This is a genomic window from Paraburkholderia sabiae (assembly GCF_030412785.1).
GTDB lineage: Bacteria > Pseudomonadota > Gammaproteobacteria > Burkholderiales > Burkholderiaceae > Paraburkholderia > Paraburkholderia sabiae.
Window position 1 is genome coordinate 5,030,097 of the sequence record NZ_CP125295.1, and the last position, 15,632, is coordinate 5,045,728.

Consider the following 15,632-nt stretch of genomic DNA (forward strand, 5'->3'; position numbering starts at 1 on the left):
GTGGGTCGATGAAAAAGTGGCCGGGCAACGTCTATTAATCCGTCATACCGCCCAGCGAAATTCGCGTGCATGCACGCTGTGCGCGTTCGAATCGAACGACGCGTGTTCTTCCGTTGCGGGTGTCTTCATCACACGCTGCAGCACGCGTTCTTCGAGCTTTGCGAAGGCCGTCGACGCCCGTTCGCGCGGACGCGCCAGCGGCACGGGCTGATCGAGTGCGATGCGGCCTTCTTCGATCAGCAGGATGCGATCGGCGAGCGCGACAGCTTCCTGCACGTCGTGCGTGACGAGCAGCGCCGTGAAGCGATGCTCGCGCCACAGCCGTTCGATCAGCGCATGCATCTCGATACGGGTCAGTGCGTCGAGCGCACCGAGCGGCTCGTCGAGCAGCAGCAGTTGCGGCCGGTGCACGAGCGCACGCGCCAGCGCCACGCGTTGCCGCTGACCGCCCGACAGCTGCGCGGGCCAGTCGTTCGCGCGTTCGAGCAGACCGACTTCGGCGAGCACCGCGCGCGCATCGTCGCGCGACGAACGGCCAAGCCCGAGCATCACGTTCTGCAGCACCGTCTTCCACGGCAGCAGACGCGCGTCCTGAAACATGATCCGCGTGTCGAACGGCTGCGCGCCGTCGGCGCGTTTTTCGAGCGCGCCCGAAGTCGGCGCTTCGAGACCGGCGATCAGCCGCAGCAAGGTCGACTTGCCGCAGCCGCTGCGCCCGACGATCGATACAAAACTGCCGCGTTCGATCGACAGATCGAAGTCCGCCAGCACCGCGCGTTCGCCGTAGCGCTTGCCGACGCCGCGCAATTCGACCGATACGTCCTGCCCTTCGCGCACTCTTTCACGCAACGCGGCGCTCGCGCCTGCGCCCGATTCAGCGGCCCACTCGTGCAACGACGCCGTATCGCGATCGTGCGTGCGCGGCTGCTGCAGTTCGGCTTCGAGATCGGCGCCTGCGACGCCGCCATACGATGCGGACAAGGTGCTCGCACTCATGCTTTTCCTCCTCGCTGATACGCGGGATGCCAGCGCAGCGACACGCGTTCGAGCCCTTTCGCGAGCATGTCGGCGAGCTTGCCGAGCGCCGCGTATAGCAGAATCCCGACGACGACCACATCCGTTTGCAGAAACTCGCGCGCATTCATCGTCATGTAGCCGATGCCCGATTGCGCGGAGATCGTTTCGGCGACGATCAGCGTGACCCACATCAGTCCGAACGCGAAGCGCACGCCGACGAGAATCGACGGCAATGCGCCCGGCAAAATCACGTCGCGATACAGCGCAAAACCCTTCACGCCGTAGCTGCGCGCCATCTCGATCAGATTGGCGTCGACGGAACGGATGCCGTGATACGTGTTCACGTAGATCGGAAAGAACACGCCCAGCGCGACGAGAAACACCTTCGCTTCTTCCTCGATGCCGAACCAGAGAATCACGAGCGGGATCATCGCTAGCGCGGGGATGTTGCGGATCATCTGCACGGTCGTGTCGAGCGCGATGTCGATAGGACGAAAGAGACCCGTCGCGAGCCCGAGCACGAAGCCGATGCCGCCGCCGATCGCAAATCCCGACACCGCGCGCCACGTGCTGACTTTCACATCAGCCCACATTTCGCCCGATTCGATCAGCGACCACGCGGCCTTCACGACGGCGAGCGGTTCGGGCAGCACGCGCGTCGACAGCACGCCGCTGCGCGCAGCGAGTTCCCACGCGAGGAGAATGACGAGCGGGACGATCCACGGCGCGACTTTGCGCGCGAGCGGCGCGAAGGACGCGAGGCTTGCGCTCACAACACGGTTGCCAGTAACAGTCGACATAGACCCAAACTCCTTCAATGAAGCGATGCATCGAACACACGCATCGCTGCAAACCGATCAGCTTTGCGACGCCTTCGGCGCATAGTGATTGCCGACGATCTCGCCGAACGGCCCCGACAGCGGACCGCTCGCACTCGCGTGCTGACGTCCCGGCAGCAGCGGAAACACCAGTTCTGCGAAGCGATACGACTCTTCGAGATGCGGATAGCCGGACAGAATGAACGTCTCGATGCCAAGCTCCGCGTATTCCTGCATGCGCGCCGCGACCTGCTCGGGACTGCCGACGAGCGCCGTGCCCGCTCCGCCCCGCACGAGCCCCACGCCCGCCCACAAGTTCGGATAAATCTCGAGATCCTTGCGCGAGCCGAGCTTGCCGCCGTGCAGCGCGGCCATGCGCCGCTGCCCTTCGGAATCCATCTTCGAGAACGACGCCTGCGCGCGCGCGACGGTTTCATCGTCGAGCCTGCTGATGAGCTTGTCGGCGGCGGCCCACGCTTCGTCTTCCGTCTCGCGCACGATCACGTGCAGACGGATGCCGAAGCGGATCGTGCGACCATGCTGCGCGGCGCGGGCGCGGATGTCGGCGATCTTCTTCGCGACAGCTTCGGGCGGCTCGCCCCAGGTGAGATACGTGTCGATGTGCTCGCCCGCCATCTCGTGCGCAGCGGGCGACGAGCCGCCGAACCATAGCGGCGGATGCGGATTCTGCACAGGCGGATACAGCAGCTTGCCGCCCTTCGACTTCAGATGCCTGCCAATGAAATCGACGCTCTCGCCGTGGTGCGCGGCCGCCAGCTGGCCACGCCAGATGCGCAGGAATTCATCGGTGATTTCGTAGCGCGTGTCGTGATCGACGAAGAGTCCGTCGCCTTCGAGCTCCGCCGCGTCGCCGCCCGTCACGACGTTGATCAAGAGACGCCCGCCCGACAGACGGTCGAAGGTCGCCGCCATGCGCGCCGACAAGCCCGGCGACGTGATGCCCGGGCGGATCGCAACGAGAAACTTGAGGCGCTTCGTCGCGGGAATCAGGCTCGATGCAACGACCCACGCGTCTTCGCACGAACGGCCCGTCGGCAGCAGCACGCCTTCGTAGCCAAGCGTATCGGCGGCGACGGCGATCTGCCGGAAGTAGTCGTAATCAGCTGCGCGCGCGCCTTGCGACGTGCCGAGATAGCGGCTGTCGCCGTGAGTCGGGATGAACCAGAACACATTCATGTGCTGCTCCTGCGTTGTTCGTGTGATGTCGAATGAGACGTGCCGGTCGCGCTTTGCGCAGGCGTGAGCACGCCCCGCCGCGCACGGGCGGTGCATCAAAACCGGGTTGATTGAAGAAGACTGCGCGTCAGCAGCGACAGCGAAGCGACCCGTGAAGTGGGCCGTGAAGTGGGCCGTGAAGCGGGCCGTGAAGCGGGCCGTAAAGCGGGCAATTGACGCGCGCCACGGACCATGCCGCCGGGCACACGCGCATGAGCATCGGATGGCACATCGCGACGGTTTCTCTCAAATGAATCGATATGAATGGCGCACGCAACGCATGGTCAGCCGCCTGAGCGATGCGTACCGTCGCCTGCATGGGAAAACAGTCTATGGACCGCGCTCTTTCTTTTGAACGATTTTTTTGAGCTTAGGTTTTCCACTTTCGTGATTTACCTGACGTTGCAGCATACGTAGCAAAAGCGCACGGGACGCATGCCAGCGCACCAAAACCCGCGCCCGCCGCCGATATAATGGCGCTCGTTCCGATCAACCTGCACGGGCTACGCCAAGTCGACGACGCCCGGCGACTGCCGCTGTCAAGCATGCAAAAAATTATCCTGCCGTTCGTGTCCGGCTTTCTGGCGTCGCTGTTCTTTCACGAGTCGACGCTCGCGCTTCTGCACGCCGCCGGCCTCATCGACCCGACAGGGTTTTCGACGGCGCCGTTCGTGCCCGTCGGCTTGCCGGAATTCATCGCAAACGCGATCTGGTGTTCAGTGTGGGCCGTGCTGATGGCGTGGCTGCTGCGCGTGTCGCCCGAACGGCCAGCGCCGTGGGTTCAGGCGTTCCTGTTCGGCGGCATCGTGCTGACGGCGGCGGGCGTGTTCGTGGTCGATCCCATTCGCGGCATCTGGCCGACGGGCAACATGCTGCCGCGCCTCGCGCTCGGCTTCGCGTCGAACGCGATGTGGGGCTGGGGCGCGCTCGTGTTCATGCGCGCCTTCATGACCAGCGAGGACTGAGCGCCCCGCTCTTTCCTTTTTAACGTCAGCCCTGGAGATCGCGCAACGGATGCTCGTTCGCGGCCCACGGGCTCTCGAACATCTTCTCCACGTCCGCGCGCGTCACGTCTTCGATTCGCGCGAACCGCCACTTCGGCTGATTGTCCTTGTCGATGATGCGCGCGCGGATGCCTTCCGGCGCGTCGCCGCGCTCGAACGACGAGCGCGTCAGATCGAGATCGCGTCGCAGGCATTCCGCCATCGTGCCTTCGGCGCGCGTCACCACTTCCAGCGATACCGCCATCGACAGCGGCGAACGTTCGCGCAGCACCGCGCCCGTCTGCTCGGCCCAGTCGGCATAGGCGCAATCGCCTTCGAGATCGAGCGAACGGATGATCTGCGCGACGTCGGACAGCGCGAAGTGCCTGTCGATCAGCATGCGGGCGTCGGCGAGCGGCGAGACGTCGGGCAACGGCGTGACCCGGTGCTGTTCCGCTTCCTGCTGCACGCACGCGACCACATCAGCGCCCACCTCGAAGCTCTGCGACTTCAGACGATCGATCAACGCGGGAATCGCGTCGTCGGGCAGAAAAGCGTCGGCGAGACCGGCGTAGAGCGCATCGGCGGCGCCGATGGTTTCGCCCGTCACGGCCAGATAACGGCCGATCGCGCCCGGCGTGCGCGCGAGGAACCAGCCCGCGCCGACATCGGGAAACAGGCCGATGCGCGTTTCCGGCATCGCCATACGCGTAGTGGACGTCACGACCCGCAAGCCGCCCGTGCGATGCGCGCCCTGCGAAATGCCCATGCCGCCGCCCATCACGATGCCGTTCATGAACGCGATATACGGTTTCGTGTAGGTGAAGATCGCGTGATCGAGCTTGTATTCGTCGATGAAAAACGTATCGACGGCATCGCCGTCGCCGCGCCGGAACGCGTCGTACAGATAGCGGATGTCGCCGCCCGCGCAGAACGCGCGCTCGCTCGTGCTGCGCACGACGACGGCGAGCACATCGGGATCGTCGCGCCATTGATCGAGCGTCGCCTGCATCGCGCGCATCATGTCGAGCGATAGCGCGTTGAGCGCCTTCGGGCGGTTCAGCTCGATGAAGCCGATGCGGTTGGCGACATAGGCGATGAGTTCGTCGGAGGCGAGGCGCGATTCGGGTGTCGACATGGCGTGTGCGTGAAGCGGTTCAATGGATGTGCGACGCCAACGGTAGCACGCGTCATCGAGTTCTTCAGTGAAACCGGCAATGCGCGTCGGCACTCAGCCTGATTACGCGGTGTCCGCTTTGGATGGCGCACTGCGGCGCGGCTTGACTGCCTTCTCGCTGTGTCCGCTTGCATCGTTTTCCGATGCGGCGCCGGCATCGTCCGCTTCGCCCGCACCCGCGCCGAACCACGCGACGAGCGCTGCATCGATCACGGCATCGAGCGGCGCACGCGGGAACACCGGGCAAGTCAGATGCAACGCGACGATACCGTGCATCGTCGCCCAGAACGCCTCGGCGCATACCAGGCTGTCGGGCGCACCGCGCAGGCGGCCTTCTTCCTTGAGCGCATCGATCGATTCGACCATCAGGCGAAACGCCGCGTCGTCCGCCTTTTCAGCGTCATCCGCGCCCTCGCCGCCGACGAGCGCCGCACCCGTGTACGACGGATCTTCCATGAAGATCAGCCGGTAGGTCTCCGGATGCGCGACGCCGAACGCGACGTACGCCCGGCCGATCGCCTTCAGCCGCTCGGCGGGATCGGCAATGGCGACGAGCGGTTCGAAGGTGGCGAGCAGTTGCGCGTAACCCTCCGCGCACAGCGCGCGCGCGATCGCGTCGCGGCTCTCGAAGTGCAGATACAGCGTGGCGGGCGAGTACTCGATCGCGTCGGCGATCTTGCGCATGGACAGCGCGCCAAAGCCCTCGCGCATCACGATGCGCCGCGCGGCATCGAGGATGCGTTCGCGTAGCTCTTGCTTCTGGCGTGTCTTTCGTTCGGCGATTCCCATACCGACGATTTTCAGGTTGACAAACTGAAAAGTCAAATTAAACTGAACATCGTTCAGTGAACAGTGTTCAGTAAATTTCTTGCGCTCAGTCCGGCTGCCGGAACCGGGCGCCCTGGCCTGGTGCATTCGATGGGAGACGTCATGGAAAACGCAGCACAGATCGGACTTTTTGGCGCGGCGGGTGCCGCCGGACGCAGCATCGCTCACGCGCTCAGCGCGGCGGGACGGCGTTATCGCGTGATTGGACGTGGGCGTGAGGCGCTGCAGGCGTCGTTCGGACACGATCCGCTCGCGGAAATCGTCACGTGGAATTCGGACGATCCCGCCACGATCGCCGCTGCCGCGGCGGGCTTGCAGACGGCCGTGTATCTCGTCGGCGTGCCGTATCACCAGTTCGACCGGCATCCCGTCCTGATGCAAAAGACGCTCGACGGCTTGCGCGCCGCCGGCGTACAGCGCCTGATCCTGATCGGCACGGTGTATCCGTACGGGCGTCCGCGCGCCCTGCCCGTTACGGAATCTCACCCGCGCGAGCCGCACACGTTCAAGGGCAAGATGCGGCTCGCGCAGGAAAACCTCGTCATCGACGCGCACGGACATCACGGACTCGAAACGCTCGTGCTGCGCCTGCCCGATTTCTACGGTCCGGGCGTCGAACGCAGCTTTCTGCATGGCGTGTTCGAAGGCGCGGCGAGCGGCTCGCGCGCGCAGATGATCGGCCCGATCGACGTGCCGCATGAGTTCGTGTTCATGCCCGACGTCGGCGCCGTCGTCGAACGGCTGTCGCGTACGCCTGAAGCGTTCGGCCGCGTGCTGCATCTGGCGGGTGCGGGCACGATCACGCAGCGTGAAATCGCCGAACGCGCTTACGCGCTCGCGCAGCGCGAACCCAGGCTGATGGTGGCGGGCAAGACGATGTTGCGCGTGATGGGTCTCGTGAACCCGATGCTGCGCGAACTGGTGGAAATGCATTACCTGCTGACGGCCCCCGTCGTGCTCGACGACTCGGCGCTGACGACGCTGATCGGTCCTGTCGTGAAGACGTCCTACGAGTCGGGGATTGCGCAGTCGCTGGCGGCCGCGCAGCGCGCGGTGCGGCAAGGGAGCGTACAGGCGGCGTGATCGTCGGCGCCGCCCGTGCGTTTGCGTTGGAGGAACTGCGTGTCAGCTTCCCGCCAGGTTGCCCGGCGGAAAGTGGCCGCTCTTCAGCAGAACGGGCGTGCCGTTGCTGATCAGCAGATGCTCGCGCGCGACGGCTTCGATACGCTCGCGGCCTGCATCGAACGCACGACGCCAGCCGTCCGTGTCGTTCGTGTCGGCGCCGAAATGATCTTCGAGCGCTTCGACGGAAATCGCGCACGGCACCCGTTCGCCATCGACCAGCGCCGGAAACACCAGCGTCAGGTTGAAGTCGCGGTAAGCAGGCGCGTCCGTGGGAAAACGAATCTCCATGATGACCTCATCGGGAAAATCCGGCGTTATGGGCGAGTGGCCGCGCGTGTGCTTTTCGCTTTCGCGTGACAGGCGGCCCACAGGCCCGATCGGCGGGCTTTATGGTACTCGTAGCGGCAGGCGGCGGTCCAGCGCCGCATCGACGGAAACCGCCTCACTGGCGCGGCGTTCGATACGCATCGCTCATCGACGCTCATTCGCGCTCATCCGATGAGCGTACCCCGTAACGCATTCATTCGCCGTCCAGCAGCCGGTCGACATACGCGCGGCCGGCTTTCTCGACATAAACCAGCGCTTCGTCTTCCGTCGTGAAGCGATGCTCGTCGCCGATTTCGATCAGCGTTTCCATCCGGTGCGGATCGTCCGGTCCGCGCTCTGACAGGCTGACGGATCCGACGTACACCCCTTCCTGCTCGCCCGCGCGCCGCGCCTGCTCGTGCGCCGGCACAAGCCGCGCCGACGCGCTGATGTAATAGCCCCGATAAGGGCCGCTCACCCGTTCTGCCATATTCGCCTCTCGTTCGAACTTGCTGCAAGTCATGGAACCGACAGCACGCGGCACGCCACGTGCGTTACGGGTAAGTCTTCGCATCGCGCGATAAGTTCTCCGCGCGGCCAGCCGACTCACCCGATATCTGCAATTTCCGGACGAGAACCGACGATATGGGAAAATATTTTCTTCGAGAGCGCGAGATCGCCGAACCGGACGCCGCCAATGCGTGGTTCGCGTACGCGGAAGGCCATGGCATGGACATTCCGAAGGCGATCAGCATCTGGGAGGACGCCGCGACGGAAGAAGGCGCTGAAAGCCGGCGCCTCGTCGGACAGGCAGACATCCGTATCGATCTGCGGGACACGGGACACACCGGCCTCAGACCCGAAAGCCGGGACGCGTGAATCGCTGGCGGTTCTCACGGCCTCGTCGATTGCCGATGAAGCGGCCGACCAAGCGCCGCTCGGCGTCCTTGCTCGCTGCTCTCCCGTGACACCCTATTTCTGCAAGGAAACACAATGAAGTCGACCGAACGGCGCGCGCGCCACTCTCTTGTCTCTCACGCGATCCGTGCCGCCGCGCTGCCGCTAGCCGCACTCGCGATTTCGAGCCTTGGCGCGTGCGCGTCGTCGAACTCGACGTCGCTGATCAATCTGCCGAACGGCGAAACGGGCTTCGCGGTCAGCTGCAGCGGCGCGGACGCAAGCTCGAGCTGGGCCTCGTGCTACGTGCAGGCCGGCAAGGCCTGCGGCGCGACGGGTTATGACATCGTGTCGAAGGACAACGACGAAGGCGGTACATCGGGCGGCAGCATTTCGAACGTCGTGTCGGCGAACGTGAAGGGCCGCTCGATGGTGATTCGCTGCAAGTGATTCATCGTCATTGATTCGCTGCCGCTAAACGACGCGCGTCGTCAATGCGCCTGCATCTTCGAAAACAGATTCAGCACGACGACGCCCGCGACGATCAGCCCGAGCCCGGCGACAGCGGCAAGATCCGGCACCTGTCGATACATCACGATGGCGACCAGCGTGATCAGCACGATGCCGACGCCCGACCAGATCGCATAGACGATGCCGACGGGCAGGCTCTTCAGCGTCAGCGACAGGCAGTAAAACGAAATGCCGTAGCCGAGCAGCACGACAGCCGCAGGCACGAGACGCGTGAAGCCGTCCGAAGCACGCAACGCAGAAGTCGCAATCACTTCGGCGACGATGGCGACCGCGAGCAGGACATAAGGAGGCACGCCCATGCGCTACGCCTTCGCAAGCGCGAGCTTGCTGTAGTCATGGCCGAGATGCGCGCACAGCGCCTCGACGACGAGTTCATGATCCGCGCGTTGCGGCAGACCCGACACCGTTACCGAGCCGATCACGCCCGCGCCCTTCACGATCAGCGGAAACGCGCCGCCGTGCGAAGCGTAATCGGCCACGGGAAGACTGTGCTTGTCAGCAAGCGTCGCATTCGATTCCTGCAGCTTCAGGCCGACGGCATACGAACTGCGCCGGAAATGCGCGACCGTGTTGCCCTTGCGGCGCGCCCAATTGACGTTGTCGGGCGTCGCGCCTTCCAGCACCGAGAAGAACAGCGGTTGACCGAAGGTGCGGATGTCGATCGCGAGCGCGAGGCTGCGCGCCTTGGCGATCTCATGCAGATAGGCGCCAAGTTGCCATGCAGTATCGGCGTCGAAATGAGGGAAGACGAGCGTGTGTTCCTGCGCAGCGATCGACTGCAAATCGTGAGCGATATCCATGACGTGTCGAGAGAACCTTGAACGGGATGATGTGCCGCGCGCGGATACGATCACGATGCAACCACGAAACAACGCGTCGCGCGGCACGGAAGAACGGCGATTCTAGCGCAGGCATGCGGCGCTACGCGGCCATGCTCTCATAGGTCCGGCACATGTTGGGCGCATGTCGAATACGGGTGTCGCGGCGAGTCAGATGGCCGTCGCATTCCACACTTTCATGTCGATTCTTAAAAACTGATTGCATCGAGCATGCAGTTGCCCTATAATCTTTTCTTCGACGGACGCGGGGTGGAGCAGTCTGGCAGCTCGTCGGGCTCATAACCCGAAGGTCGTAGGTTCAAATCCTACCCCCGCAACCAGTTCTCACTGGGCACATGCTCCAAGAGCCGTCGCATCATCAAACCCGCCAATGGCGGGTTTTTTGTTTTGGAGTCGGCGAAACGATTCGAGCGCGGTCGCAGCCATTGCATCAGCGCCACCACTCCCCGAGCGTCATCGTCAACACCCAGCCCGGTGATACACTCCCATCACCGTTCTCCGTCCCCTCTCTATGAAATTCTGTTCCGTCTGCGGCCACGCAGTGAGCCTGAGCATTCCGCCCGGCGACAACCGGGAGCGCTTCGTCTGCGCGAGCTGTGGCACCGTGCACTACCAGAATCCGCGCAACGTGGTCGGCACCGTTCCCGTCTGGGACGACAAGGTGCTGCTGTGCCGTCGCGCGATCGAACCGCGCTATGGCTACTGGACTCTGCCCGCAGGCTTCATGGAAATGGGCGAGACGACATCCGAGGCCGCCGCGCGCGAGACGCTCGAAGAAGCCGGCGCGCGCGTCGAAGTGCAGAACCTGTACACGCTGCTGAACGTGCCGCACGTGCATCAGGTGCATCTGTTCTATCTCGCGCGGCTGCTCGATATCGATGTCGAAGCGGGCGAAGAGAGCCTCGAAGTGCGCCTCTTCGAAGAACACGAAATTCCGTGGGACGACATCGCGTTCCCGACCGTCGCGCAGACTTTGCGCTTCTTCTTCACCGACCGCACGTCGGGCAACTACGGCCTGCACACGGGCGATATCTTCCGCTCGCTGCGCGACGGCTGATCACCACAGCGGTCGCATGGTTCCCTGGCTAGGCCCCGACGATCCCTTTCCGCCCGTCGAGCGCGCACTGTCCGCGGCGAGTGGCGCGCCCGGCCTGCTCGCGGCGAGCGCGGACCTGTTGCCGTCGAGACTCATCGACGCGTACCGGCGCGGCATTTTTCCGTGGTATTCAGACGGCCAGCCCGTGCTCTGGTGGACGCCCGATCCGCGCATGATCCTGCGTCCGCGCGAGTTCAAGATTTCCCCTTCGCTGAAAAAGACGCTCAAGCGCGTACTGCGCGACGACGCATGGGAAATCCGCGTCGATGCCGATTTCCCCGCCGTGATGCGCGCCTGCGCACTCGCGCCGCGTCACGGCCAGCGCGGCACGTGGATCACGTCGGACGTGATCGAAGCGTATTCGACGCTGCATCGTCACGGCGATGCGCACAGCATCGAAACGTGGCATGAAGGCAAGCGTGTGGGCGGCTTGTATGGCGTGTCGTTCGGCAAGATGTTTTTCGGCGAATCGATGTATGCAGAAGTCACCGATGCGTCGAAAATCGCGCTCTCCGCGCTCGTCTTCCACTTGCGACGTCATGAAATAGAAATGATAGACTGCCAGCAGAACACGTCGCATCTGGCGTCGCTGGGCGGCCGCGAGATCGCGCGCAAGGCGTTCGTCGCGCATGTGCGCGCGGCGGTCGGCTCGGCGCCCATCCCCTGGTCGTTCGACAAAACTGTGCTGCGCGATCTTTTTGCGCCGGCGGCGTGATGCATGCAGTGTCGAGGGCCAACGCCGCTGCATGAACGACGCCGCGCATCATCGACGTGTCCATCGGGCACGCTGCAAGCTAGTATCGAGCGTATAGCCCGGCATTTAGCCCGATAGCCAGCAGCGCGCCGGATTGGCAAAACCAGAAACGCTTCGAGAGCTGCTAACGTGACTCACCCGAATGAGCTGCCGCTTTCACCGCTTTCGGCGCTGCAATTCTACGCAACAGCGCCTTACCCTTGCAGTTACCTGGAAGGGCGCGTCGCGCGCTCGCAAGTCGCGACGCCCAGCCATCTGATCAACTCCGACGTCTACACCGAACTCGTTCGCGCAGGCTTCCGCCGCTCGGGCGTGTTCACCTACCGGCCGTATTGCGACGGCTGCCGCGCATGCGTCCCCGTGCGCGTACCCGTCGACCGCTTCACGCCGAACCGCACGCAGCGGCGCGTGTGGAAAAAGCATGGCGGCCTGATCGCGACGGTCGCGCCGCTGCACTACGACGAAGAGCATTACGCGCTCTACATGCGCTATCAGTCGGCGCGACACGCGGGCGGCGGCATGGACCGCGACAGCCGCGACCAGTACGAGCAGTTCCTGCTGCAGAGCCGGATCAACTCGCGTCTCGTCGAATTCCGCGAGCCGGCCAATCCCGGCTATCTCGGCCATCCCGACATGCCCGGCACGCTGCGCATGGTCAGCATGATCGATATCCTCGGCGACGGTCTGTCGTCCGTGTACACGTTCTTCGATCCCGACCAGCCGCACACCAGCTACGGCACCTACAACATCCTCTGGCAGATCGAGCAGGCGCGCAGCCTGAAGCTGCCGCATGTGTATCTCGGCTACTGGATCCGCGAAAGCCCGAAGATGGCTTACAAGGCCAATTTCACGCCGCTGGAAGGCCTGTTCGACGGCGCGTGGAAGGTGCTCGACCCCACCGCGCTCGATCTCTCCCCCGTCGAAGCCGCGAAAGGCGGCACACGCGGACTGCGCGTCGAGCGAGGCTGACCCGGTTCGCGTCGACAGGCACGAAAACCGAAACGTCGATCGCCGTCGTGCCGACCCGTTAAAATAGCGGGTTCTCATTTTTCAGCCGCCAGGCGTCCCGCCGTGTTCAGTTCCCTTTATCCGCTCGTACGCGCCCAACTCTTCCGCATGGACGCGGAAGACGCTCACCACCTGACCCTGCGCATGCTGGGCGCCGCCGGCCGCACCGGCGTCGCAGGCATGCTCGCGCCGCACGTGCCCGACTCGCCGCGCACCGTGATGGGCCTGACGTTCAGGAACCCCGTCGGCCTCGCGGCGGGGCTCGACAAGGATGGCGCGTGCATCGACGGACTGGCCGCGCTCGGCTTCGGCTTCATCGAAGTCGGCACCGTGACGCCCCGCCCGCAGCCGGGCAATCCGCGCCCGCGCATGTTCCGTCTGCCGCAGGCGAATGCCGTGATCAACCGGATGGGCTTCAACAACGCGGGCGTCGACCAGTTCGTGAAGAACGTGCAGGCCGCGCGCTATCGCGGCACGCTCGGGCTGAACATCGGCAAGAACGCCGACACGCCGATCGAACGCGCCGCCGAAGACTATCTGTACTGTCTCGAACGCGTCTATCCGTTCGCGAGCTACGTGACGGTCAACATCTCGTCGCCGAACACGAAGAACCTGCGCCAGTTGCAAGGCGCGGGCGAACTCGACGCGCTGCTCGCCGCGCTCAAGGACAAGCAGCAGCGTCTCGCCGATCTGCACGGCAAGCTCGTGCCGCTCGCGCTGAAGATTGCGCCGGATCTCGACGACGACCAGGTGAAGTCGATCGCCGATACCTTGCTGCGTCACAAGTTCGAAGGCGTGATCGCGACCAACACGACGCTCTCGCGCAGCGCCGTGCAAGGTCTGCCGCACGCGGACGAAGCGGGCGGCCTGTCGGGACGTCCCGTGTTCGATGCATCGAACGAAGTGATTCGCAAGCTGCGCGCGGAAGTCGGCAGCGACGTGCCGATCATCGGCGTGGGCGGGATTTTCTCGGGCGCGGACGCGCAGGCGAAGCTCGACGCGGGCGCGTCGCTCGTGCAGCTTTATACGGGCTTCATTTACCGCGGCCCCGCCCTCGTGTCCGAATGCGCGCAGGCGCTCGCCCGACGCGCAGCGTAAGCATCGCGCCCTAGCGCGCCGCCACGGCATCCAGCCGCACGCCGAACCGGTCGAAACGCGGCCGGTAGTAATGATCAGGGTCGAGCGAAAACGCGACGCGGCGCGTGCGGCCCATCAGTTCCTCACGCGGAAAGAAGCCGAAATAGCGCGAATCGGCGCTGTCGTCGCGATTGTCGCCGAGCATCAGATATTCGCCCGCCGGCACCGTCACGGGGCCGAACGAGCGGCGCGGACTCGGCGCAATCTCCGACAGCCGCACGGCATGCGGCAAGCCAGGCGGCACGCCCGCGAATCGCTCGGTCAGATAGTCGCCGGGCGACACGGCATCGCCGGGCAGCGGCGCGAGCGCGAGCGGCTGATAACCCGCCCGCACGCCGTTCACGTACAGCACGTTGTCGCGCATCGCGACGACATCGCCGGGCAGGCCGATCAGACGCTTGACGATCAGCTCTTTCGCGGCGGACGAATCGATCGTCACGATATCGCCGCGCTGCGGTTCGTGCAGATGCGCAATCGCGATATGCGTGAGCGGAATGCGCAGATCGTAGGCCATCTTGTCGACGAGAATCCGGTCGCCTTCACGGATGGTCGGCAGCATCGAGCCGCTCGGCACCACGTTCCAGTCGGCGATCGCGCTGCGAAACAGCACCATCAGGAAAATGAACGCGACGAGACTCTTGTACTCGCGCCACAGTCTGGCCAGCATGCGCATCATCGCGCTCCTCGCAAACGACATGGAAAACCACCTGGATACGTGATGGGAAACGAACGCGGCCGGCCGGGTTTTCATCTGCAAACGCCCTGACCAGCCCGCGCCGATCCTACCACCACGCACCCTCGTCGCGCAGTTTCACTCGCAAGGGAAGCGCAGACCGAGCGCCGCGCGCGCCGCATCGGCCATCTCGATCATCTGGCGCGATTTCGCGTGCGTCATCACGGGGCTTTCGAGTTGCCCCGCGCGCATCAGATCGCAGAAATGCGCGGTCTCGTAGTTCAGGCCGCCGCCTTCGAACGGCGCATCGAGTTCGACCACGCGTCCATCCACGTAGCGCACCGTCGCGCGCGCCGGGTTCCACCAGTTCTCGTGAATCGTGACGTTGCCGCGCGTGCCCGCGATGAACGCATCGCCCTTGCCGAACAGATCGAGCCCGCAGAACAACTGCGCGATGCCCTTCTCGTGGCGGCTATTCAGACTCGCGAACGTATCGACGCCCGTCGGCCCGAGCCGTCCGATCGTCTGCACGTCGAGCGGCGCGCCGAGCCAGTCGACGGCGAGGAACATCTCGTAGATGCCGATATCGAGCAGCGCGCCGCCCGCGTGCTCGAACGACAGCGACGGATGATCGTCGGGTACGCCCGGCACCGAACAGCCCGCGCGTACGAGGCCGATATCGCCGATGGGATCGGCGGATAAATGCTCGCGCAGTTTCTGGTAGAGCGGATAGAACGGCGGCTTCATCGCTTCCATGAAGAGCCGCTGCGAAGCGCGCGCGCTCGCGATCACGCGATCGAGTTGCGCCGCGTTCACCGTTGCCGGCTTTTCGCACAGCACATGAATACCGGCTTCGAGCGCGACGCTCGCGTAATGCGCGTGGCTGTCCTGCATCGTCGCGACATAGAGCGCGTCGATGCCGCTGCGCAGGAGCGCGTCGAAGCTCTCGACGGCCTGTCCGCCATGCTGCTGCGCAAACGTTTCAGCGGGAGCGCGACGGCGAGACCAGACTGCCGTCAGCTGCGTGTCGGGAACATGCGCGAGGCTTTGCGCGAAACGATGGGCGATGCGGCCTGTGCCAACGATGCCCCAGCGTATCGTCGCCGAACGCCCGGATGGGTGAAGGGTTGCTGCGTTATTCATCGGTCGCGAGAAGTGTCCATGCAGTGAGTGACAGCCGACATTGTCGCCGATGTCGCGTATCACC

At 64.5% G+C, this 15,632-nt stretch carries 19 protein-coding genes and 1 tRNA gene; 9 read left to right on the top strand and 11 right to left on the bottom strand.

Features of this window, described 5'->3' with window-relative positions; all coding sequences use genetic code 11:
- Positions 1-42: 42 nt before the first annotated feature.
- Genes QEN71_RS22680 through ssuD form a run of 3 tightly spaced genes read right to left on the bottom strand, consistent with a single transcriptional unit; the run spans position 43 to position 3,032 of the window.
- Positions 43-996, bottom strand: coding sequence for an ATP-binding cassette domain-containing protein (locus QEN71_RS22680; protein WP_201660269.1), 954 nt, complete (start codon positions 994-996; stop codon positions 43-45).
- Positions 993-1,817, bottom strand: a complete 825-nt coding sequence (gene ssuC / locus QEN71_RS22685) for an aliphatic sulfonate ABC transporter permease SsuC (protein WP_201660272.1) — start codon at positions 1,815-1,817, stop codon at positions 993-995. The genes QEN71_RS22680 and ssuC overlap by 4 nt, the downstream gene beginning before the upstream one ends.
- A gap of 57 nt (positions 1,818-1,874) precedes the next feature.
- On the bottom strand, positions 1,875-3,032 hold the full coding sequence (gene ssuD / locus QEN71_RS22690; RefSeq protein ID WP_201660275.1) for an FMNH2-dependent alkanesulfonate monooxygenase: 1,158 nt from the start codon (positions 3,030-3,032) through the stop codon (positions 1,875-1,877).
- Positions 3,033-3,616: 584 nt separating this feature from the next.
- Between ssuD and QEN71_RS22695 the strand changes: the two genes are divergently transcribed.
- On the top strand, positions 3,617-4,036 hold the full coding sequence (locus QEN71_RS22695) for a hypothetical protein (RefSeq protein WP_201660277.1): 420 nt from the start codon (positions 3,617-3,619) through the stop codon (positions 4,034-4,036).
- 25 nt (positions 4,037-4,061) lie between these two features.
- Here QEN71_RS22695 and QEN71_RS22700 read toward each other — a convergent pair whose 3' ends face one another.
- Both QEN71_RS22700 and QEN71_RS22705 read right to left on the bottom strand, forming a co-directional pair.
- Positions 4,062-5,192: an enoyl-CoA hydratase/isomerase family protein gene (locus QEN71_RS22700; RefSeq protein ID WP_201660280.1), complete on the bottom strand. Its 1,131-nt coding sequence runs from the start codon at positions 5,190-5,192 to the stop codon at positions 4,062-4,064.
- A gap of 102 nt (positions 5,193-5,294) precedes the next feature.
- Positions 5,295-6,020: a TetR/AcrR family transcriptional regulator gene (locus QEN71_RS22705; protein ID WP_201660383.1), complete on the bottom strand. Its 726-nt coding sequence runs from the start codon at positions 6,018-6,020 to the stop codon at positions 5,295-5,297.
- A 141-nt stretch (positions 6,021-6,161) separates the two neighbouring features.
- Between QEN71_RS22705 and QEN71_RS22710 the strand changes: the two genes are divergently transcribed.
- Complete coding sequence (locus tag QEN71_RS22710; RefSeq protein ID WP_201660283.1) at positions 6,162-7,142, top strand: NAD-dependent epimerase/dehydratase family protein; 981 nt, start codon at positions 6,162-6,164, stop codon at positions 7,140-7,142.
- A 42-nt stretch (positions 7,143-7,184) separates the two neighbouring features.
- Here the strand turns inward: QEN71_RS22710 and QEN71_RS22715 are convergent, their stop codons facing one another.
- A complete protein-coding gene (locus QEN71_RS22715; protein WP_012401047.1) occupies positions 7,185-7,472 on the bottom strand; it encodes a DUF1488 family protein in 288 nt (95 codons plus the stop codon).
- A gap of 232 nt (positions 7,473-7,704) precedes the next feature.
- Positions 7,705-7,980, bottom strand: coding sequence for a hypothetical protein (locus QEN71_RS22720; RefSeq protein ID WP_201660286.1), 276 nt, complete (start codon positions 7,978-7,980; stop codon positions 7,705-7,707).
- A 155-nt stretch (positions 7,981-8,135) separates the two neighbouring features.
- On the opposite strand from QEN71_RS22720, the gene QEN71_RS22725 reads away from it, so the two are divergent.
- Both QEN71_RS22725 and QEN71_RS22730 read left to right on the top strand, forming a co-directional pair.
- Positions 8,136-8,369, top strand: coding sequence for a hypothetical protein (locus QEN71_RS22725; RefSeq protein ID WP_201660289.1), 234 nt, complete (start codon positions 8,136-8,138; stop codon positions 8,367-8,369).
- A gap of 114 nt (positions 8,370-8,483) precedes the next feature.
- Entirely contained in the window at positions 8,484-8,837 is a 354-nt protein-coding gene (locus QEN71_RS22730; RefSeq protein ID WP_201660292.1) for a hypothetical protein, read from the top strand.
- Positions 8,838-8,878: 41 nt separating this feature from the next.
- On the opposite strand, the gene QEN71_RS22735 is transcribed toward QEN71_RS22730, so the two are convergent.
- Together QEN71_RS22735 and QEN71_RS22740 are read right to left on the bottom strand one after the other, a co-directional pair.
- Positions 8,879-9,217 (bottom strand): DMT family transporter, encoded by a 339-nt coding sequence (locus QEN71_RS22735; protein WP_201660294.1) that lies wholly within the window; start codon positions 9,215-9,217, stop codon positions 8,879-8,881.
- A 3-nt stretch (positions 9,218-9,220) separates the two neighbouring features.
- Positions 9,221-9,718 carry a heme-degrading domain-containing protein gene (locus tag QEN71_RS22740; protein WP_201660297.1) on the bottom strand — a complete coding sequence of 166 codons (498 nt, stop codon included), beginning with the start codon at positions 9,716-9,718 and terminating at the stop codon, positions 9,221-9,223.
- Between the two features lie 282 nt (positions 9,719-10,000).
- Between QEN71_RS22740 and QEN71_RS22745 the strand changes: the two genes are divergently transcribed.
- The 5 genes from QEN71_RS22745 to QEN71_RS22765 all read left to right on the top strand — a co-directional run bounded on the left by QEN71_RS22745 (position 10,001) and on the right by QEN71_RS22765 (position 13,713).
- A tRNA-Met gene (locus tag QEN71_RS22745) sits at positions 10,001-10,077 on the top strand.
- 191 nt (positions 10,078-10,268) lie between these two features.
- On the top strand, positions 10,269-10,814 hold the full coding sequence (locus QEN71_RS22750) for an NUDIX hydrolase (RefSeq protein WP_201660300.1): 546 nt from the start codon (positions 10,269-10,271) through the stop codon (positions 10,812-10,814).
- A gap of 16 nt (positions 10,815-10,830) precedes the next feature.
- Positions 10,831-11,568, top strand: coding sequence for a leucyl/phenylalanyl-tRNA--protein transferase (gene aat, locus QEN71_RS22755; protein ID WP_201660303.1), 738 nt, complete (start codon positions 10,831-10,833; stop codon positions 11,566-11,568).
- A 168-nt stretch (positions 11,569-11,736) separates the two neighbouring features.
- Entirely contained in the window at positions 11,737-12,576 is an 840-nt protein-coding gene (locus QEN71_RS22760; RefSeq protein ID WP_201660306.1) for an arginyltransferase, read from the top strand.
- 102 nt (positions 12,577-12,678) lie between these two features.
- The gene (locus tag QEN71_RS22765; protein WP_201660309.1) at positions 12,679-13,713 is read left to right on the top strand and encodes a quinone-dependent dihydroorotate dehydrogenase; all 1,035 of its coding nucleotides are present in this window, start codon (positions 12,679-12,681) and stop codon (positions 13,711-13,713) included.
- 10 nt (positions 13,714-13,723) lie between these two features.
- On the opposite strand, the gene lepB is transcribed toward QEN71_RS22765, so the two are convergent.
- Positions 13,724-14,425, bottom strand: coding sequence for a signal peptidase I (gene lepB / locus QEN71_RS22770; RefSeq protein ID WP_201660386.1), 702 nt, complete (start codon positions 14,423-14,425; stop codon positions 13,724-13,726).
- A gap of 138 nt (positions 14,426-14,563) precedes the next feature.
- Positions 14,564-15,568 (bottom strand): Gfo/Idh/MocA family protein, encoded by a 1,005-nt coding sequence (locus QEN71_RS22775; protein ID WP_201660311.1) that lies wholly within the window; start codon positions 15,566-15,568, stop codon positions 14,564-14,566.
- Positions 15,569-15,632: the final 64 nt, after the last annotated feature.

Bases quoted from the DNA above. Each gene is read 5' to 3' on its own strand.
- QEN71_RS22680 (WP_201660269.1), bottom strand. From the start codon at position 996: ATGAGTGCGAGCACCTTGTCCGCATCGTATGGCGGCGTCGCAGGCGCC.
- ssuC (WP_201660272.1), bottom strand. From the start codon at position 1,817: ATGTCGACTGTTACTGGCAACCGTGTTGTGAGCGCAAGCCTCGCGTCC.
- ssuD (WP_201660275.1), bottom strand. From the start codon at position 3,032: ATGAATGTGTTCTGGTTCATCCCGACTCACGGCGACAGCCGCTATCTC.
- QEN71_RS22695 (WP_201660277.1), top strand. From the start codon at position 3,617: ATGCAAAAAATTATCCTGCCGTTCGTGTCCGGCTTTCTGGCGTCGCTG.
- QEN71_RS22700 (WP_201660280.1), bottom strand. From the start codon at position 5,192: ATGTCGACACCCGAATCGCGCCTCGCCTCCGACGAACTCATCGCCTAT.
- QEN71_RS22705 (WP_201660383.1), bottom strand. From the start codon at position 6,020: ATGGGAATCGCCGAACGAAAGACACGCCAGAAGCAAGAGCTACGCGAA.
- QEN71_RS22710 (WP_201660283.1), top strand. From the start codon at position 6,162: ATGGAAAACGCAGCACAGATCGGACTTTTTGGCGCGGCGGGTGCCGCC.
- QEN71_RS22715 (WP_012401047.1), bottom strand. From the start codon at position 7,472: ATGGAGATTCGTTTTCCCACGGACGCGCCTGCTTACCGCGACTTCAAC.
- QEN71_RS22720 (WP_201660286.1), bottom strand. From the start codon at position 7,980: ATGGCAGAACGGGTGAGCGGCCCTTATCGGGGCTATTACATCAGCGCG.
- QEN71_RS22725 (WP_201660289.1), top strand. From the start codon at position 8,136: ATGGGAAAATATTTTCTTCGAGAGCGCGAGATCGCCGAACCGGACGCC.
- QEN71_RS22730 (WP_201660292.1), top strand. From the start codon at position 8,484: ATGAAGTCGACCGAACGGCGCGCGCGCCACTCTCTTGTCTCTCACGCG.
- QEN71_RS22735 (WP_201660294.1), bottom strand. From the start codon at position 9,217: ATGGGCGTGCCTCCTTATGTCCTGCTCGCGGTCGCCATCGTCGCCGAA.
- QEN71_RS22740 (WP_201660297.1), bottom strand. From the start codon at position 9,718: ATGGATATCGCTCACGATTTGCAGTCGATCGCTGCGCAGGAACACACG.
- QEN71_RS22750 (WP_201660300.1), top strand. From the start codon at position 10,269: ATGAAATTCTGTTCCGTCTGCGGCCACGCAGTGAGCCTGAGCATTCCG.
- aat (WP_201660303.1), top strand. From the start codon at position 10,831: ATGGTTCCCTGGCTAGGCCCCGACGATCCCTTTCCGCCCGTCGAGCGC.
- lepB (WP_201660386.1), bottom strand. From the start codon at position 14,425: ATGCGCATGCTGGCCAGACTGTGGCGCGAGTACAAGAGTCTCGTCGCG.
- QEN71_RS22775 (WP_201660311.1), bottom strand. From the start codon at position 15,568: ATGAATAACGCAGCAACCCTTCACCCATCCGGGCGTTCGGCGACGATA.